Source organism: Streptomyces griseus (assembly GCF_900460065.1).
GTDB lineage: Bacteria > Actinomycetota > Actinomycetes > Streptomycetales > Streptomycetaceae > Streptomyces > Streptomyces griseus.
Genome location: NZ_UAVD01000039.1, coordinates 203,216 through 218,744 on the forward strand (window position 1 = coordinate 203,216; position 15,529 = coordinate 218,744).

Sequence of the window (15,529 nt, forward strand, 5' to 3'; positions counted from 1 at the left end):
CTGCGGGCGGGCGCGCCGTGCGCGAGGCTGGGGGCATGACCAAGGGCAACGACACCACGATCACCGCCGAGCTGTACGCGTACATGCTGGCGCACAACCCGCCGCTGGACCCGGTCCAACGGGAGCTGGTGGACACCACGTACGCACGGTTCCCCGACCACGCGGGCATGCAGTCGGCCGAGGAACAGGCCCCGCTGCTCGCCTTCCTCGTCCGGCTGGTCGGCGCCCGGCACGTGGTGGAGGTCGGCACGTTCACCGGCTTCAGCGCCCTGGCGATGGCCCAGGCGCTGCCCGCCGACGGCACGCTGATCGCCTGCGACATCTCGGAGGAGTGGACGGCGTACGGCAAGGAGGCCTGGGAGAAAGCGGGCGTCGCGGACCGGATCGACCTGCGCATCGCCCCGGCCCTGGACACCCTGCGCGCGCTGCCCGCCGAGCCGCACATCGACTTCGCCTACCTGGACGCGGACAAGGGCGGCTACATCGCGTACTGGGAGGAGCTGGTGCCGAGGATGCGGCCGGGCGGGCTGATCGCCACGGACAACGTGCTCTTCCACGGCGGGGTCACGGACCCGGAGGCGACGGGCCCGGCGGCGGCGATCAAGGAGTTCAACGACCACGTGAGCGCGGACGCCCGGATGGACAGCGTCCTGCTGACCGTCTCCGACGGCCTCACCCTGTCCCGCAAGAAGTAGGCCCCGGCGCCGCGTCGCGGGGGCCTCTCCGGGCCGGGCTCAGCCGCAGCAGCCGCCCCCGCAGCAGCCCCCGCCGCCACCGCCACCGCCGCCGGACGGTGCGGGGCCGGACGCCGCTGCTCCGCCCACGGCCACGGCGGACAACAGCTTGACGGTGTCGTCGTGGCCCGCGGGGCAGGCGGCGGGGTCCGAGGACCGCGCCATGGGACGGCTGACTTCGAACGTGTCTCCGCAGGTGCGGCAGCGGAATTCATAGCGAGGCATGGGCTCAGGTTAGGGCCTCCGGGCCGCGGGCCACATCCCCCGGCGGTCCGCCTCAGGCGCCGGTGCCGCGCTCCTCACGGATGTCGGAGACGACCCGGGCCGCGGTCTGCCGAACAGCCTCGGTCTCGGTCAGGAAGTGCCAGTAGTCGGGGTGGCGCCCTTCGAGCCCGGCGATCGCCCGCTCCAGCCGGGCGACGGAGTCGTCGAGCGGCCGTGCGTGCCGGGGGTCGGGCGTGTGCCGGCCCGCCATGGCCAGGCGCTGGGCGTCCCGCACCGCGAACCGGGTCCGCTCGATCTCCTGCTGCGGGTCCTTCGCCACGGCGTTCAACTGCCGCAACCTGTCACCGGCGGCGGAGACCGCCTCGTCCGTGGCGTTGAGCAGGGCACGGACCGTGGACAGCCGGGACGTGGCATCCGCCCAGCGCTGCTCGTCGCGCGCCTTCGCCGCCTCCGCGAGCTTCTCCTCGGCCTGCCGGACGTTGACGGCGGCCTGCTCCGGAACGGGCTGGAGATCCTGCCAGCAGGCGGCCGAGAAGCGCCGCCGCAACTCGCTGAGCACCGGCTCCACCGAACCTGCCCGGGTCGTCAGGGCCTGGGCGCGGGTCCGCAGCGAGACGAGCCTGCGGTCGATCTCGGCGGCCCGCTCGGGCAGCCGCTCCGCCTCGATGCGCACGGCCTCGGCGTCGCGCAGCACCGTGTCGGCCCGCTGGAGGGTCTCCGCGACGCCGTGCGCCCCCGCCCCCTGGTTCAGCTTGGTCAGCTCCGGGGCGAGGGCGGCGAGCCGGGCGGCGAGCTCGTCGGCCCGCAGCCCGGAGGCCCGCACGCTGTCGAGGGCGTTGCTCGCCCCCAGGAGCGCCTGCCGGGCCCGCTCGACGGCGGGGGCGAGCCGGGCCAGCTGCGTCTCCGCGCTGCCCAGCAGCGGCCCGAGCCCCTGGGCGAAGCGGTCCAGCTCGCCCTTGACCCGCACGAGGTCGTCCTTGGCCCGGGTCAGCTCGGTGCGGGCTCTGGAGGCCACGGCGGGCTCCAGATCGTCCCGGTCCAGGTCGTGGCTGTCGACGGCGGTGATGTAGGTGTGACTGACCTCGTCGATGCGCCGGCCGAGCGCGGCGAAGTCCTCGGACGCCTTGCGACCGCGGGCGGAGCCGTCCACGGCGTTGATGGTCTCGATGGAGATCCGGAGATCACGCTGGGCGCTGTCCAGCTCGTAGAACGCCTCGGCGGCGGCGTCCTTCGCGGCCTGCGCGTCGGCCCGCTCGTTCTCCCCGCGGCCACCGAACCACCGGCGCGTACCCCCACCGGCGAAGGCGGCGGGCAGCGCGGCGAGCACGAGGGGCACGGGCAACAGCATCAGCGCCAGGACGTCCCGGACCCCGGAACCACCGAGCCCACCGGGCCGCCGGAACCCGCCGGGGGCGTGCTGCCCCGGTCGGCCCTGCTCCCTCTGGACGGCGGAACTCCCACCCGCTCCTGCCTCCGGCCGCGCGTGTGTCGCCGTCACATCCCTCTCCCGTGCCGATTCGCCCTGCCCGGTACATTGTCCCACCAGGTAAGGACGAACACACGGGTCGGTTAGTTCGCGCTTCGCACCGTGACTTGGCCGTTGTCGCTGCGGGCCTTCACCACATGGGCGCTGCCGCCGTCGCGCGGCACCCCGATCGAGACGTTCCCGTTGTCGGCGGAAGCGTCCACCGCGTACTTCTGCCCGCCCGGCGGCAGGTCGATGGTGATGCCCCCGTTGTCGCTCACGGTGTCCACGAGGGCGGGCACGGACGTGAAGCCGAGCCGGATCTCCCCGTTGTCGGCACGGGCGACCACGGAGGAGGCCGATATCCGGTCCGCCCGCACCTCCCCGTTGTCGGTCTTCAGCTTCAGCGCGCCGCTCGCGTCCCGGACATTGATCCTCCCGTTGTCCGACGAGAGGTCCAGCGCGCGGTCGAAGCCGGTGGCGCTGATCGTCCCGTTGTCCGACGAGGCCGTCACATCGACCCCGCGCGGCACCTTCACCCGGTGCCGGGCCTCGCAGTTGTTGATCAGCGCGTCGCACTTCACCCGGAGCGTGAGGGTGTCGCCCTCCATGTTCCAGACGGGGTCGGGCCCACTGCCCAGCACCACCCACCCGTCGACCTGCCGCTCCACCTCGACCTGCTCCACGTCGGCCGGCACGAGGTCCACGGTGGCGTTGTCGGCGTCGATGGTCAGGGTCTTCCCCGTCAGGGCGAACGACTTGCGCTCGACGGGAGCGTCGTCGACGTCCGTCCCTCCGCACCCGGTGAGAGCCAGGGCCAGCAACGTGACCCCGCCCCCCAGAGCGAGAGCCCGCCCGGGCGCTCCACGGAGCGTGCGGGTCGCTGCGCTCTTCACGATGTCCACGGTGATCGGTCCCCCAGTGCGTGCCGGACGGTGAGGCACCGGACATCGCTGCCGGCGCACTCCAACCGTATGCACCGAGGCCGCCCGACGGGATCCGGACGGCTACCGTCTCGTGGTGGGGTTATCCCCCGCACCGACCGGTTTATGAGCAGGGGCGCCGGTCCATGTAGGCTGTTGCCTCATCCACGGGTGCGTAGCTCAGGGGTAGAGCGCTGCTCTTACAAAGCAGATGTCGGCGGTTCGAAACCGTCCGCGCCCACTCGTACGAAGACCCCCGGCCGATCGCGGCCGGGGGTCTTCGGCATCCAGCCCCGACATCAAGGGCGCGGTCACCCACGGTCGGGCCGGTGCCGCCCCGGCATGCGGTCGAGGAGACTGACGGTCTCGCGCCGCGTGTCCTGCCCGACGTGGGCGGGGATGTTCGTCGCGACCGCGATCTGACTGTGCCCGAGGATCTCCATCACCACACGGGGAGCGGTCCCGGCGGCGGTGAGCAGGGTCGCGCAGCCGTGGCGGGCATCGTGCAGCGGATGAAGCGAAGCCCTGCGGTGCCGGCGACCCGGGTGAGCGACCGATACGGGTCGCGGGCTGATGTCGGCACACCGAAAAGCAGAGGAGAGCTGACGCATCGTCAAGTCCCGTGATGTGAGGGCTTCGGTGTCGGGCGCCTGACGAACCGATGAGTTTTCTGCGCTGCGGCGGTCCTATCGGGAGTAGCAGCACCACAGCAGTGCGGCCCCTACGCGAACCGGAGAGAAACGTGGCAACAGCACGCAAGCAGTCGGACGGAACCGGGGCCCGGGTCGTCTCCGCGGACGGCACCGAGATCGCTTTCGAGCAGTCGGGCCGCGGGCCGGCCGTCGTCCTGGTCGCCTCCGCACTGGCAGACCGCTCGGACACGACGAAACTCGCGGCTCTCCTGGCCCAGCACTTCACTGTGATCAACTACGACCGGCGCGGACGGGGTGCCAGCGGTGACGCCGAGGTCTACGCCCCCGACCGTGAGGTCGAAGACATCGCCGCGTTGGTCGAACACGCCGGCGGTTCGGCGTCGTTGTTCGGCTCGTCCTCCGGAGCGGTTCTCGCCCTGCGCGCGGCCGCGGCGGGGGTCAACGTCGAATGCCTGGCTCTGTACGAGCCGCCGTTCGTTGTCGCCGAAGGCGACGACGGGCCGCCCAGGGATCTCGCGCGGCAGATCACCGCGCTGCTCGCGGAAGGCCGGCGCAGTGACGCGGTCAAGTACTTCATGACCAGGGTGCAGGGCATGCCCGGCATCGCCGTGTTCTTCATGAAGCTCATGCCGAAGATGTGGGCGAACCTCACCGAGCTGGCCGGGACTCTGCCCTATGACATCGCGGTCATGGGCGACACCCAGCAGGGAAAGCCTCTCGACGCGGAGGAGTGGAAAGGTGTGGCCGTACCCACCCGCGTGCTGACCGGTGGCAAGAGCCCGGCCGCGTTCCGGCGCGGCGCCCTCGCCGTCACCGAGATCCTGCCGCAGGCCGACCACCGCACTCTGCCCGGTCTCAACCATGGTGCCGTGGTCATGGCCCCGAAGAAGATCGCCCCGCACATCATCGAGTTCATCAGGGGATGAGCTTTTCGTTCGAGCGGTTCGGCGGCGCTTGGTACTGGCTTCTGGTACTCGGAGCAGCTCCAACTGACCGCCGACCCCCGAACGACCGCAACGCACGGGAGGGACTTCAGCTGTCGAGTTCCGGCCGGGGTCAGTAGAGCCAGCGGTCCAGGAGTCCTGGCCAGAGGAACCCCTCGTAGCCGTCGAAGGCCGCCGGGTCGATTTCCTTCAGCTCCTCGGCCAGCCGGTTCAGCTCGGCGAAAGCCCGGTCTTCCTCCTCCTCCGAGAGGTGCTCCTCGGGCCCGTCCGGTTCGCTGAGAAGCTCTGAGGCTGTGACGCGAGTGCCGTAACGGTGAAGGGCGTCGAGCCACACGCCGACATCCGAGTTGGCGAACCATGCCTCGCCGTCCGGCATGACGAAGTAGACCGCCCCGGTCTCCGGCTCGACGCCGAACGATGACCGCTCGGCCCGATCATCGGGGTCCGCCTGTTCGGTGAGACGGTAGAGCGGGCCCCGGGACGTGGGCAGGGCCGGCTCGGCCTCACTCTGCACCACGACTCGTCGGACGAGGCGCGGTGCCACCGGGATCCCGACCTCGACGAGCTGTGCCTTCGCGGAGCCGGGGATCCGCCAGCCGGCCACATCGTCCCGTCCGGCTCGCGTGACGTGGCCCGGACCGGCCCACGCGGTCAGCTGGTCGTACGTCGCCATCGAACGATCCTCCACCGTCGGCTGCGGTGCTGACCCTATCGAGCCGGTCTCAGGTCACGGCACGGGCGCACGCGCGGGACAGCCCTGGGGCGGTGGCGTTCGGAGCCGTGCGCGCTTACCGGCCCGGCCGGCCGCACCGCTGCTCAGGGGCGGGAATCGGCGTCGCGCGCCTCGGTCATGAGTCTCTGTACTTCCATCACCGTGTCGCGCAGGTCTCCCGGCCGTACGGCCTCGTGCGCGAGCCATTCATCGAGGCGGGGGCGCAGATATCGGACCGTTCCGGGCCCGTGGCGCCGCAGGGCCGAGCGGTTGATCGAGATCTCTTCCTGGATCTCCCGTCGCAGCTCGTCGGTCCAGCCCTGTTCGCGGTCGACGCGCTTCAGCGGTGCCTTCAGGGCGGCCACGGCGCGGTCGAGGGACTCCGGCAGGTCCACGGCTCACCCGTCTCGCGCGAGTCCAACGGTGGCCCATCGTAGGTCCCGTCACCGCGCGCGGTCGCTCACCGCCTCCGCGATCGACAGGCTGTTCTCGTAGAGGTGGTGCCGGGTGATCCGGCCGTTCTCCACGGTGAGGCGCAGCGCGAACGGCCCCTCGAAGGATTTACCCGTCGCCCGCACAGTCCCGGACAGGTGCCCCGTCAGGACGGCGTCCGTGCCGTCGACGAGGAAGGCGTCGACGGAGGCGCGTGCGTCCTCGGGCACGGTGTGCTCCATCAACTCCGTGAACTGGGCCGCGCATTCGGCGGCCGTGGACCGGGGGCGGATCCATGGCACGGTCGGGTTCTCGGCGAGCAGCCAGTCGACCTCGTCGGCGAAGAGTGCCGTGAGCCGTGCGGTGTCTCCGGCCAGCCGGGCGGCGAGGAAGGCCTGCACCACGGCCCTGGTCGTCTCGGCGGGGGAGGACGTGGTGGCGGCCGGGCTCGTCGTGGGGGTGGTGGGTGTCACGGACATGGTGCTCTCCTCGCTGCTGGGGCGGGGCCGGTCGGTGGCTGCTTCCCGCTGATGGGTTTGATCCTGCCGGGGGCGGGCGTTCGCGGTCGATTACGTCGGAGGTAATGCCGGAGGCCGGCCATGGCGGACGGGGGCGGGGTGGGGCCGTGTCGTGGCGCTTCCTCGGGCGCGGGTACCGGGGGCACCTGGACGTTCGCCGTGCGACGAACCGTCCTACCCTGGGCCGGGCGTCGCGGGAGCGGCCGGTTGACGGTGCGTCGTCCATCGGTCCCGCGCCGTGCCGCGGAACGCGGCGGAACGGTGGCTCGGCTGAACGACGTGGTACCAGGGGGTAGTTCATGGGGCGGACGCTGGCCGGGATCCTGGCCGGGGCGGCGCACGGGCGGTTTCCCGACGCCGACGGGAGGACGACCGTGGTCCCCGCGCCGAGTGACCGGGACACGGGGGTGATCGCCTTCACCGCGCACTCCGTCGTGTTCACCGACGAGGATCCCGGGTGGGTCCGTGCCACGCTCGCCGCCCTGGAGTGCGATGCGCTGGCCGCCACCATGCACCCCCGCTTCCTGACGGCCTTTCTGGAGCGCACCGGGCGCGTCACCGACACGATCGACCTCCTGACCGTCGCGGACCCGTTGCCCGGTGGGCCCGCGCTGGAGCTGAGGGAGGTCAGCGATTCCGTGCACCCGCGGGCGACGAGTGCCCGTCGGCGCCGGGACGGGGTGCGGATGTGGGAGGCCGACGGGGGAGTGCTGGTGCTCGGGCGCGGCGTGGCGGGGCGGTGGGAGGTCGCCGTCGAACTGGACGAGGACGCCCGGCACCGGGGCCTCGGCCGCGCCCTCGCCACCGCCGCACGGCACCTCGTACCCCCGGGCGAACCGCTCTGGTCGCAGCAGGCCGCAGGCAACGCGCGCAGCATCCGGGCCTTCCAGGCCGCCGGATTCCGCCCGGTCGGCTCGGAGGTGCTGCTGCTCGACAACGGTCAGGGGCAGGACACCGGGGGAGCGTGAGGGCGGTGACGGGCGCACCGTACGGCGGTCGCGGGCTCCCGCTACTCTGCTCGGCATGATCGACGCACCCGTGAGCCCGACGGACACCGAGGTGGCGGCAGCCGCGGCCCTGGCCGGGGCGGAGGTCGTGCGCGACCGGTACGGGCGGCGGCACTCCCGTATCGACAAGGGCGCCGGGGACTTCGCCACCGACGCCGATGTGGCGGCCGAGGCGGCGATCCTCGACGTCATCCGTACCGCCCGGCCCGGGGACGCGGTGCACGGCGAGGAGGGCGGCCGGTACGGCGAGGCCGGCGCGGTACGCGCGTGGTTGGTGGACCCCTTGTGCGGGACGCTCAACTACGCCACCGGCTCCCCACTGGTCGCCGTCAACGTGGCGTTGCGCAACGGCCCGGCCGCGGTGGCCGACCCGTTCAGCGGCGAGGTCTTCCTGACCGACGGCGAGACCGCATGGGTCCGTCACGGCACGGCAGGGCGGGCCTCCCGTCGTGTCGCGGGGCGGCCGGAGGCGGGCGAGGAGCGGTTGGCGCCGACGGCGGACACCCGGCTGGTGGACGTGAACCTCGATCCTCCCTTCCCGGGCGCCCCCGCCTTCCGCGCCGTCGACCTGCTCGCCCGTCCCGGGTTCGTCGAACGGTTCCGCCCCCGCGTCCTCTCCACGACGCTCGCCCTGGCCTGGGTCGCGGCCGGCCGGAGGGCCGCCTACGTCACCGACGGCGGCGACCTGAGCGGGAGCGTCCACTTCGCCGCCGGGATCGCCCTGTGCCGGGCCGCCGGCTGCGTCGTCACCGGGGTCGACGGCGCTCCCGTCGGGCCGGAGGGCCGCGGCCTCGTCGTGGCCGCGGACGCGGAGACGCACGGGCTGCTGATGTCGTCGATCCGTGAGCGCGGGCGGAGTGCCTGAACCGCCGCACCGCCCGTGCCGGACCGGCGGTGTGCCCGCCGTGCCGCGTTCCCTCAGATGTGCAGCTCGGGCGGGAAGCCGGTCCAGCGGAGTGCGGCGGGCAGGTGGCCGGTGTCGTTGAACAGGAGGAGGGCCGGCGGGCGGCCGGGCGCGTAACGGATGACGGTCAGTGCGGCGTTGGCGTGGTTGATGCCCAGCCAGCGCCACTCCGGGGCGTCCAGCGCGGCCCGGACGAGCCAGGCGGCGAGGAAGTTGTGGGTCACGAGCAGCTCGTGGCGGGGCTCCTCGCCCTCGACCGTTCCCGTGAACCGCGCCAGAGCCTCCCGGGCCAGCCCGGGCCCCGGCTCGCGCTCCGCCGCCGGGAACCCGGCGAGACGGGCGAGCGTCTCGTCGGCCGACTCCGTCGGCAGCTCCTCCCGTCGCGGCAGGTACGGGAGGTAGTCGCCGGCCGGTTCGGAGCGGAGCAGCGGAACTCCCGCGAGCCGCTCACCGATCAGCCGCGCCGTCTGCTCGGCGCGCGGGAGCGGGCCGTGGTGGATCGCCGTGATCGGGGCCCCGCGGAGCCGCTCACCCAGCAGGGCGGCCTGACGGCGGCCCGCGTCGGTGAGCGTGCTCTCGTCGGCGGAGGCCTGCCCGTGCCGGGTGAGGTACAGGTAGCGGGCAGCCGTTGCCGTCATGGGCGGTTCCTCCGTCGCGGTTCATGATCGTACGAACGCCTCCGGAGACGTTCGGGCGTGCTCGGGTGGTTCCGCCGAGGCCGACGGGGGCCCCTCCAGCCCCCGGGGCCGCCGAGGCCCCCAGGGCTGGAGGGGCCCGCGAGGCTGAAGGGCGCCCGCAGGGCTTGGGGGACGCGCCTCCCGGGATGCGCGGGGGCAGTGCTCAAGGCACCGTGGAGGCATGGCCGAGCACCCGCCCGTGATCGTCTATCCGCCTTCCGCGACCGGAGGGCGGCGGGTCACCGTGCACGGCCAGATCGTGGGCCTGGCGCACGGGCGGGGCGAGGTGGCCGCGCTGCTGCGGTCGGCGGGATTCGCCCCGGGGCCCGACAAGGTCGTCGAGTTGGACCGGCCGGGGCTGATCGAATGGCGCGGCGGGGACCTCGACACCTGGGAGTGAGCCGTGAGACGGCCTGGGCGTGACTCGGGACGGCCGGTGAGTGACCCGTGAGGCGGGCCCGGGGGGCGACCCCTTGCTCACGCCACCTGACAGGGCCCCGTGGTCCGACGACCTGGGGGCCCGTGACCCGACGACCGGGGAGGGTCCGGTGACACGACATCTGGGAGCGGCCCCGTGACTCGACACCTGGGAGTGGCCCCGTGACACGACACCTGGGAGTGGCCCCGTGAAGCGGCGTCGGACGGTACGGGACAGCGCCTCGATCGAGCCGCCGCCCGGCTATTACGTCGCCGGGGGCGGGTCCCCCGACGCGGCGCAGCGCGCCCTGATCCTGGACTGGATCGTGAGCCGGCGCATCGCGAGCGGCTGGCGCGTCGAGTCGCGTTCGGAGAGCCAGGTGGTGCTGGTGCGCGGGCAGCCGGTCAACCACGTGCTGCACGCCTTCCTCACCGTCTTCTCCTGCCTGGTGTGGGGGATCGTCTGGGCGGTCCTCGCCCTGGTCAACCGCGTCGAGCGGGTGGCGCTCACCGTCGACGCCCAGGGGCGCGTGGTCACGGTCGGGGCGCCGTGACGTGTCACCCGAACGGGTGCGTCCGGGTGGCCCCGCGCAGGGGCCGGGAGGAGCGTCGGAGCTGATCTGCACGTATGACCAGGGCAGGTCAGGACAGCAGGCGCCCGGCGTCTGTTCCGGCTAAGGAGTCCTCATGTCGCAGCCCAGCACCCCCGCACCAGGTGCCTCGCGCCCCGCCGACCCCCGTCCGGGCGGCGGCTCGGGCAGCCCCTGGGCGGCCGGAGGCACGGTGTTCGCCGGTGTCCTTCTCTTCGTGGACGGCGTCCTCGGCGTGCTGAAGGGCATCGCGGGCATCGCCTCGAACGACGTCTACACACGCATCAACGACTACGTCTTCAAGTTCAGCGTGACCTCGTGGGGCTGGATCCACCTCGTCCTCGGCGTGATCCTCATCCTGGTCGGCTGGGGCATTCTCAGCGGCGCGGCCTGGGCCCGCGCCGCGGGTGTCGTTCTGGCCTCGCTGAACCTCATCGCCAACTTCATGTGGCTCCCGTACACCCCGGTCTGGGCCATCGTCACCATCGCGATCGACGTCTTCGTCATCTGGGCGCTGTGCACCGACCGGTCGAACCCGCGCGACCAGGTGCGGAGCAGCTGAGCGACGGGCGGGCGAACCGGCCTTGCGGCGGGGCGGGCCGCCGCCACGGGTGTCCGTTGTCAGTGGTGCGGTACACACTGGAGTCATGTGCCGCAGCATCAAGACGCTTCGCCCGCCCGCCCTCCCCGAAGAGGCCACCGAGGAGGACATGCGGGCCGCCGCCCTTCAGTACGTACGCAAGGTCTCCGGGTTCCGCGCGCCCGCCGCGCACAACCGGGAGGTGTTCGACCGGGCCGTCGACGAGATCACCGCAGCCACGATGAAGCTGCTCGACGGCCTGGAGATACGGGGCGCGGCCCGGGGCTGAGGCGGCGCGCCGCCCGCAGGCCGACCGCTTCCGGTCAGCCCCTTCGGTCCCTTCAGCCCCTTCCGGTTGCCTCTTCCGGTCAGGGCGCGGCCGGTGCGGGCGCCGCTACCGGTCCCGGCCCGCCGAGGGCGGCCGGTCCGCCGGGAGGAGCGGACTGGGGGGCGAGCGCGGGCGACGGCACGGAAACGACCGGGGTCGCCCGCGGCACCGCGGAGCCGGCCCCGGACGTGGCCCCGGCTCCGGACGCCAGTGCCTCCGTCGTCGACACCGCCCCCGTCGCCGCGGTCGTCGCAGTTCCCGCCCCCGCGGTGACCGTCGCCGCCGCCTCGGGCTCGGCTTCGACCGCCGTCCTGGCCCGCGCCGCCGCCGGCCGCTTCACCAGGAAGGTCGCCAGCGCGCCCGCCACGAACAGGGCCAGCACGGAGACGGCCGTGCCGAACCACGTCGAGCCCAGCCACCGGCCGCCGAAGTAGCCGAGGCCCACGCTGTAGCCCGCCCACGCCAGGCCCGCCAGCGCCGACCAGGGAAGGAAGTCCCGCTTCCTGCGGTGGGCGGCGCCCGCGCAGAGGGAGACCACGGAGCGGCCCGCGGGGGCGAACCTGGCGATGATCACCAGCGCGCCGCCGCCCCGGCTCAGCGCCGCGCCCAGACGTTCTTGCGCGGAGGTGAGCCGCCGTGACCGCGCTATGGCCCGGTCCAGCCGGTCGCCCCCGCGCCAGGCCAGCCGGTAGGCGACGAGATCGCCGAGCACCGAGGCGGTGGCCGCGCAGAGGATCAGTACGACGAGCGAGGGAACCTGCCCCTCGGCGCCGCTGACGGTGGTGGTGCCCGCAGCCGCCGCCGTGGCGGCCGTGATGACGAGCACGCCGCTGGGCAGCAGGGGAAGGAAAACGTCCAGCAGAACGGAGAGGGCGACCACCGCGTAGATCCATGGGCTGCTGGTCAGCGCGCCCACACTCTCTAGCACCGTCTACTACTCCCCGATCGTGTCAACGCCGCGACGTCGCAGGGGAGCGGCATGGGCGGCAGGTTCAGCTGTACAGCGTACGCGTGAGGCTCATCCGGACGCCGCCCAGGGCGGGTGATGTTGTGCAGGTCACGTACACCTGGAGGCCTTGTGCCCGTTAGGCGGGGAGAACGACCGGCACGAGCGAGGAGCAGCACATGACGGCATGGATGGTACGGACGGGACGCGGTCCGGCGCACCCCATTTCGGGGCGGCGGGGGCCCGCGGGACGCGGGGACGGGGCGACATCGCGGGGCCGGGGGGTCGCACGGGCCCCGGGCGTGCTGGCCGGCACGGCGGTCCTGCTGGCGCTGGCCTGCGGCGTCGGGGTCGCCCGGGGAACGGGCGACGGCGGGGCGGCCCCCTCCACCGGCGGTCACGTCGCGCACGGCGGCCACGTCACGCACGGCGCGCACGGGACCCCGGCGGCGGCTCCGGCGCCGGGCGGCGGTGGGGACCCGAGCCGCACGGATGACGCCGTCGCCGTGGGCGGCGGTTCCTGGATGCGGTCCGCGGGGGTGTTCTCCCCGCCCGGTTCCTTCGTCCCGTCCGACGCGTTGACGTACGACACCCGGCTGGTCCCGGCGGGGGCGCGGATCGAGGTCACCCGGTTCACGGATCCGTCCGGCACCCGGGTCGACGCCCGGCTGCGGGGGCTCGTGCCCGGCCGTGCGTACGGCATGCACGTGCACACCTCGCCCTGCGGCGCCGATCCCGCCGCCGCGGGGCCCCACTACCAGCACCGCCCGGCGGCGACGGCGGACCCGGTCAACGAGGTGTGGCTGGACTTCCGGACGGACGAGGAGGGCGACGGGCGGGCGGCGGCCCGGCACGGCTGGGGCTTCCGCGAGGACGGGGCGCGGTCGGTGGTCATCCATGACCGGCAGGGCGGTGCGGGGGAGCGGGCGGCCTGCTTCACGGTGCCGTTCGCGCCCCCCGGGCGGGGGTGACGGGGCCGCGCCCCCCCCGGGCGGGCGACGGCGTACGGCGGTGCCCCGTTCCTCCGCGTCACCGGAGGGCCGGGGCACCGCCGTACGTCCCCGCCGCTCGGTGCCAGGAGGCTGCGGGGGCCGCCGGGACGGCCGGGGCGGACCGGGACGCCCGCCAGCGGGTCGGACCGTGTTCGTCGGTCAGACCGGGACGGCCGGGGTCTTGTCGCGACGGGGCGCGCCCCCGGTGTCGGCCGCCGTGTTCCGCGAACCGAAGAAGCGGTCCAGAGCGATGCTCCCCGGGCCGGTGAAGACCAGCAGCAGGAACGCCCAGCAGAACATCGCCGCGCCCTCACCGCCGTTCTGGAGCGGCAGGAGCGCCTCGGGCTGGTGCACCTTGAAGTACGCGTAGGCCATCGACCCCGAGGCGAGGAAGGCGGCAGCGCGGGTGCCCAGGCCCAGGGCGACCAGGGACCCGCAGACCAGTTGGATCAGGGCGGCGTACCAGCCGGGCCAGGCGCCGGTCTCCGCCTGGTTGCCGCCGAGCACCCCGAAGAGAGTCGCGGCGCCGTGGAAGGCGAAGAGCAGACCGACGACGAAGCGGAAGAGGCTGAGAACGTAGGGCTGGGCCTGGTTCAAGCGGATGAGCATGGGGGGTGTGCTCCTTCGGTCGTGGTGGGGACGTGAACCGATTGAGCGCCACAGGTTAGGGAGGCCTCATCAGTGCTTGCAACTTCAACATTCTGTCGAGTGGCCGGAAATCGCCTCACTCTCAGGGGTGAGTGAACGCTCAAGAACCGCTTCGAGCTGGGCTCCCTGCCTGGTTGCCTTGGCCTGGACCAATGTCAGCGCAGACTTCCGGCCATGCAGCGTGAGCGTCATGAGCTGGTTGCCGAACCAGGGGCCGCCCGCCTTGCCCCAGGTCACCGGCGGCCTCCCGTTACGGCCGTGGCGGGACAGCAGCCGGCCGATCCGCCGGCCCGCCCGGCTCCAGCCGAAACGGAAACCCGTCCGGATCGACCGGGGGATCGAGTTGTGCACGGGTGAGCAGGTCAGCTGAAGGACGCGGGAGGCCGGGGAGCCCCCCGCGCCGGGAGCGGAATCGGCCCCGGGGGCGGAGTCGGACCCGGCGCCGGAGTCCGGCCACCGCGGCTCGGCGATGTACGCATGGTGCACATCGCCCGAGAGGACGCATACCGTCGCCGGGGCGTCCGGGCCGCTCCCCGCCTCCCGCAGCAGCTCCGTGAACCGGTCGAAGGATTGCGGGAAGGCCGCCCAATGTTCCAGGTCGGACGCGCGGCGCAGCTTCTCGCCGACGCGTGCCCAGCGTTGCCCGCGTACGCCCGCGCACAGGGCCGCGTTCCAGCGCTCCACGTCATGGACGAGCGGGGGCAGCAGCCACGGCAGGGAGCTGCCGACGAGCAGATGATCGTACGAAGAGGGGTCATTCAGGACGGCGTCCCGCAGCCAGTCGCCCTCCTCGGCGTCGAGCATCGCCCGTCGCTCCTCGGCCAGGACGCGGGCCGCGCGGGTGTCGACCATCACCAGCCGTACTCGGCCGAAAACACGCCGGTAGCTCCACCGGGTGCGGGCGGGGTCGGCGTCGGTCTCGGCGGCGAAGCGGCGCAGCGTCTCGGTGCCGTCGGGCGAGGCCCTGACCGCCGCGTACACGGGGTCGGCGGCCAGTTCGGCGGGGGAGAGGTTGCCCAGGTGCTGGTGGACCCAGTACGACATGAGCCCGCTGACGATCCGCTCGTGCCACCAGGGCAGGGCGCGCATGTCCCGTTGCCAGGCGGCGCTGGTGTTCCAGTCGTCGATGACGTCGTGATCGTCGAAGATCATGCAGCTCGGGACCGTGGAGAGCAGCCAGCGGACCTCCGCGTCGCGCCACGACTCGTCGTAGAGGTAGGTGTACTCCTCGTAGTCCGCGATCTCCGTGCCCGGCGCCTCGTCCAGGTCCCGGCGGGCGGCCAGCCGGCGCCGGGTCGCCCCGGAGGTCTCGTCCGCGTACACCTGGTCGCCGAGGAGCAGCAGGACGTCGGGGCGCTCGGCCCCCGGGTCCGCGGCGAGGCGGGCGGCGAGGGTCACCAGGGCGTCCGGCCCCGCGGGGTCGTGTCCGCCGCCGGGTGCCGCCGCCCACCGGCACGACCCGAACGCGATCCGCACCGGGTCCGGCTCCGCCCCGGCGGCGTCCCGGGGCGTCGGGGACGGCGTGGTGATGGTGCTCGGCGGCAGGCGGTTGCCGTCGGGCGGCCAGACGCGCCGGGATCCGATGAGCACCTCGTAGGCCGTGGTGGAACCGGGGGTCAGCCCCTCCACGACGACCAGGGCGTAGTGGTGGCCGGCCACCGAGAAGGTGGGCGACGCGCCCGAGGCGCCGTCCGCGCACCGGACCTCCACGGTGCACGGACGGCTCGCCTCGACCCAGACGGTCGCGGTGGCCCCCGAGTCCCAGTCGACGTACCGCAGCAGTGGTCCCAGGCGCAGCCCGGCCATGTGATGTCTCCTCGCGACGCCGTCACGG

19 protein-coding genes, 1 tRNA gene and 1 pseudogene are annotated in these 15,529 nt (G+C 73.3%); 10 read left to right on the plus strand and 11 right to left on the minus strand.

The features are described from left to right. The first annotated feature begins 35 nt into the window (after positions 1–35). Positions 36–695 (plus strand): O-methyltransferase, encoded by a 660-nt coding sequence (locus DTB53_RS29080; protein ID WP_003969410.1) that lies wholly within the window; start codon positions 36–38, stop codon positions 693–695. Positions 696–734: 39 nt separating this feature from the next. Here DTB53_RS29080 and DTB53_RS29085 read toward each other — a convergent pair whose 3' ends face one another. The 3 genes from DTB53_RS29085 to DTB53_RS29095 form a co-directional block, all read right to left on the minus strand. Beyond that, positions 735–959: an FmdB family zinc ribbon protein gene (locus DTB53_RS29085; protein ID WP_012381107.1), complete on the minus strand. Its 225-nt coding sequence runs from the start codon at positions 957–959 to the stop codon at positions 735–737. Between the two features lie 52 nt (positions 960–1,011). Continuing rightward, positions 1,012–2,457: a coiled-coil domain-containing protein gene (locus tag DTB53_RS29090; protein WP_078562771.1), complete on the minus strand. Its 1,446-nt coding sequence runs from the start codon at positions 2,455–2,457 to the stop codon at positions 1,012–1,014. A 71-nt stretch (positions 2,458–2,528) separates the two neighbouring features. Further along, a complete protein-coding gene (locus DTB53_RS29095; RefSeq protein WP_042497260.1) occupies positions 2,529–3,329 on the minus strand; it encodes a DUF4097 family beta strand repeat-containing protein in 801 nt (266 codons plus the stop codon). Between the two features lie 187 nt (positions 3,330–3,516). On the opposite strand from DTB53_RS29095, the gene DTB53_RS29100 reads away from it, so the two are divergent. Further along, positions 3,517–3,588, plus strand: a tRNA-Val gene (locus DTB53_RS29100). A 70-nt stretch (positions 3,589–3,658) separates the two neighbouring features. On the opposite strand, the pseudogene DTB53_RS37605 reads toward DTB53_RS29100, so the two are convergent. Continuing rightward, positions 3,659–3,933: pseudogene (locus DTB53_RS37605) on the minus strand (tyrosine-type recombinase/integrase); the annotation flags it as partial. Positions 3,934–4,089: 156 nt separating this feature from the next. Between DTB53_RS37605 and DTB53_RS29110 the strand changes: the two are divergent. Further along, positions 4,090–4,926 carry an alpha/beta fold hydrolase gene (locus DTB53_RS29110; RefSeq protein ID WP_012381111.1) on the plus strand — a complete coding sequence of 279 codons (837 nt, stop codon included), beginning with the start codon at positions 4,090–4,092 and terminating at the stop codon, positions 4,924–4,926. 130 nt (positions 4,927–5,056) lie between these two features. On the opposite strand, the gene DTB53_RS29115 is transcribed toward DTB53_RS29110, so the two are convergent. The 3 genes from DTB53_RS29115 to DTB53_RS29125 all read right to left on the minus strand — a co-directional run bounded on the left by DTB53_RS29115 (position 5,057) and on the right by DTB53_RS29125 (position 6,567). Further along, complete coding sequence (locus DTB53_RS29115) at positions 5,057–5,617, minus strand: SUKH-4 family immunity protein (protein ID WP_012381112.1); 561 nt, start codon at positions 5,615–5,617, stop codon at positions 5,057–5,059. Positions 5,618–5,760: 143 nt separating this feature from the next. Continuing rightward, complete coding sequence (locus DTB53_RS29120) at positions 5,761–6,051, minus strand: hypothetical protein (protein WP_012381113.1); 291 nt, start codon at positions 6,049–6,051, stop codon at positions 5,761–5,763. 48 nt (positions 6,052–6,099) lie between these two features. Continuing rightward, positions 6,100–6,567, minus strand: coding sequence for a nuclear transport factor 2 family protein (locus DTB53_RS29125; RefSeq protein WP_030700737.1), 468 nt, complete (start codon positions 6,565–6,567; stop codon positions 6,100–6,102). 338 nt (positions 6,568–6,905) lie between these two features. Here DTB53_RS29125 and DTB53_RS29130 point away from each other — a divergent pair, with 338 nt between their 5' ends. Both DTB53_RS29130 and DTB53_RS29135 read left to right on the plus strand, forming a co-directional pair. Continuing rightward, a complete protein-coding gene (locus DTB53_RS29130; protein WP_012381115.1) occupies positions 6,906–7,574 on the plus strand; it encodes a GNAT family N-acetyltransferase in 669 nt (222 codons plus the stop codon). A gap of 55 nt (positions 7,575–7,629) precedes the next feature. Further along, positions 7,630–8,478 carry an inositol monophosphatase family protein gene (locus tag DTB53_RS29135; RefSeq protein ID WP_012381116.1) on the plus strand — a complete coding sequence of 283 codons (849 nt, stop codon included), beginning with the start codon at positions 7,630–7,632 and terminating at the stop codon, positions 8,476–8,478. A 53-nt stretch (positions 8,479–8,531) separates the two neighbouring features. Here the strand turns inward: DTB53_RS29135 and DTB53_RS29140 are convergent, their stop codons facing one another. After that, positions 8,532–9,155 (minus strand): histidine phosphatase family protein, encoded by a 624-nt coding sequence (locus tag DTB53_RS29140; protein ID WP_012381117.1) that lies wholly within the window; start codon positions 9,153–9,155, stop codon positions 8,532–8,534. A gap of 220 nt (positions 9,156–9,375) precedes the next feature. On the opposite strand from DTB53_RS29140, the gene DTB53_RS29145 reads away from it, so the two are divergent. The 4 genes from DTB53_RS29145 to DTB53_RS29160 all read left to right on the plus strand — a co-directional run bounded on the left by DTB53_RS29145 (position 9,376) and on the right by DTB53_RS29160 (position 11,070). After that, complete coding sequence (locus DTB53_RS29145) at positions 9,376–9,594, plus strand: hypothetical protein (RefSeq protein WP_003969420.1); 219 nt, start codon at positions 9,376–9,378, stop codon at positions 9,592–9,594. Positions 9,595–9,820: 226 nt separating this feature from the next. Then, positions 9,821–10,165 (plus strand): DUF8108 domain-containing protein, encoded by a 345-nt coding sequence (locus DTB53_RS29150; RefSeq protein WP_012381118.1) that lies wholly within the window; start codon positions 9,821–9,823, stop codon positions 10,163–10,165. 133 nt (positions 10,166–10,298) lie between these two features. Then, positions 10,299–10,763 carry a DUF7144 family membrane protein gene (locus DTB53_RS29155; protein ID WP_003969422.1) on the plus strand — a complete coding sequence of 155 codons (465 nt, stop codon included), beginning with the start codon at positions 10,299–10,301 and terminating at the stop codon, positions 10,761–10,763. Between the two features lie 85 nt (positions 10,764–10,848). Then, positions 10,849–11,070 (plus strand): DUF2277 domain-containing protein, encoded by a 222-nt coding sequence (locus DTB53_RS29160; RefSeq protein ID WP_007459290.1) that lies wholly within the window; start codon positions 10,849–10,851, stop codon positions 11,068–11,070. A gap of 79 nt (positions 11,071–11,149) precedes the next feature. Here DTB53_RS29160 and DTB53_RS29165 read toward each other — a convergent pair whose 3' ends face one another. Next, positions 11,150–12,037, minus strand: a complete 888-nt coding sequence (locus tag DTB53_RS29165; protein WP_012381119.1) for a DedA family protein — start codon at positions 12,035–12,037, stop codon at positions 11,150–11,152. 197 nt (positions 12,038–12,234) lie between these two features. On the opposite strand from DTB53_RS29165, the gene DTB53_RS29170 reads away from it, so the two are divergent. After that, positions 12,235–13,026 carry a superoxide dismutase family protein gene (locus DTB53_RS29170; protein WP_042497266.1) on the plus strand — a complete coding sequence of 264 codons (792 nt, stop codon included), beginning with the start codon at positions 12,235–12,237 and terminating at the stop codon, positions 13,024–13,026. Between the two features lie 180 nt (positions 13,027–13,206). Here the strand turns inward: DTB53_RS29170 and DTB53_RS29175 are convergent, their stop codons facing one another. Beyond that, the gene (locus DTB53_RS29175; protein ID WP_003969427.1) at positions 13,207–13,656 is read right to left on the minus strand and encodes a DoxX family protein; all 450 of its coding nucleotides are present in this window, start codon (positions 13,654–13,656) and stop codon (positions 13,207–13,209) included. An 84-nt stretch (positions 13,657–13,740) separates the two neighbouring features. Continuing rightward, positions 13,741–15,501, minus strand: a complete 1,761-nt coding sequence (locus DTB53_RS29180) for an alkaline phosphatase D family protein (RefSeq protein WP_012381121.1) — start codon at positions 15,499–15,501, stop codon at positions 13,741–13,743. Between the last annotated feature and the right edge of the window lie 28 nt (positions 15,502–15,529).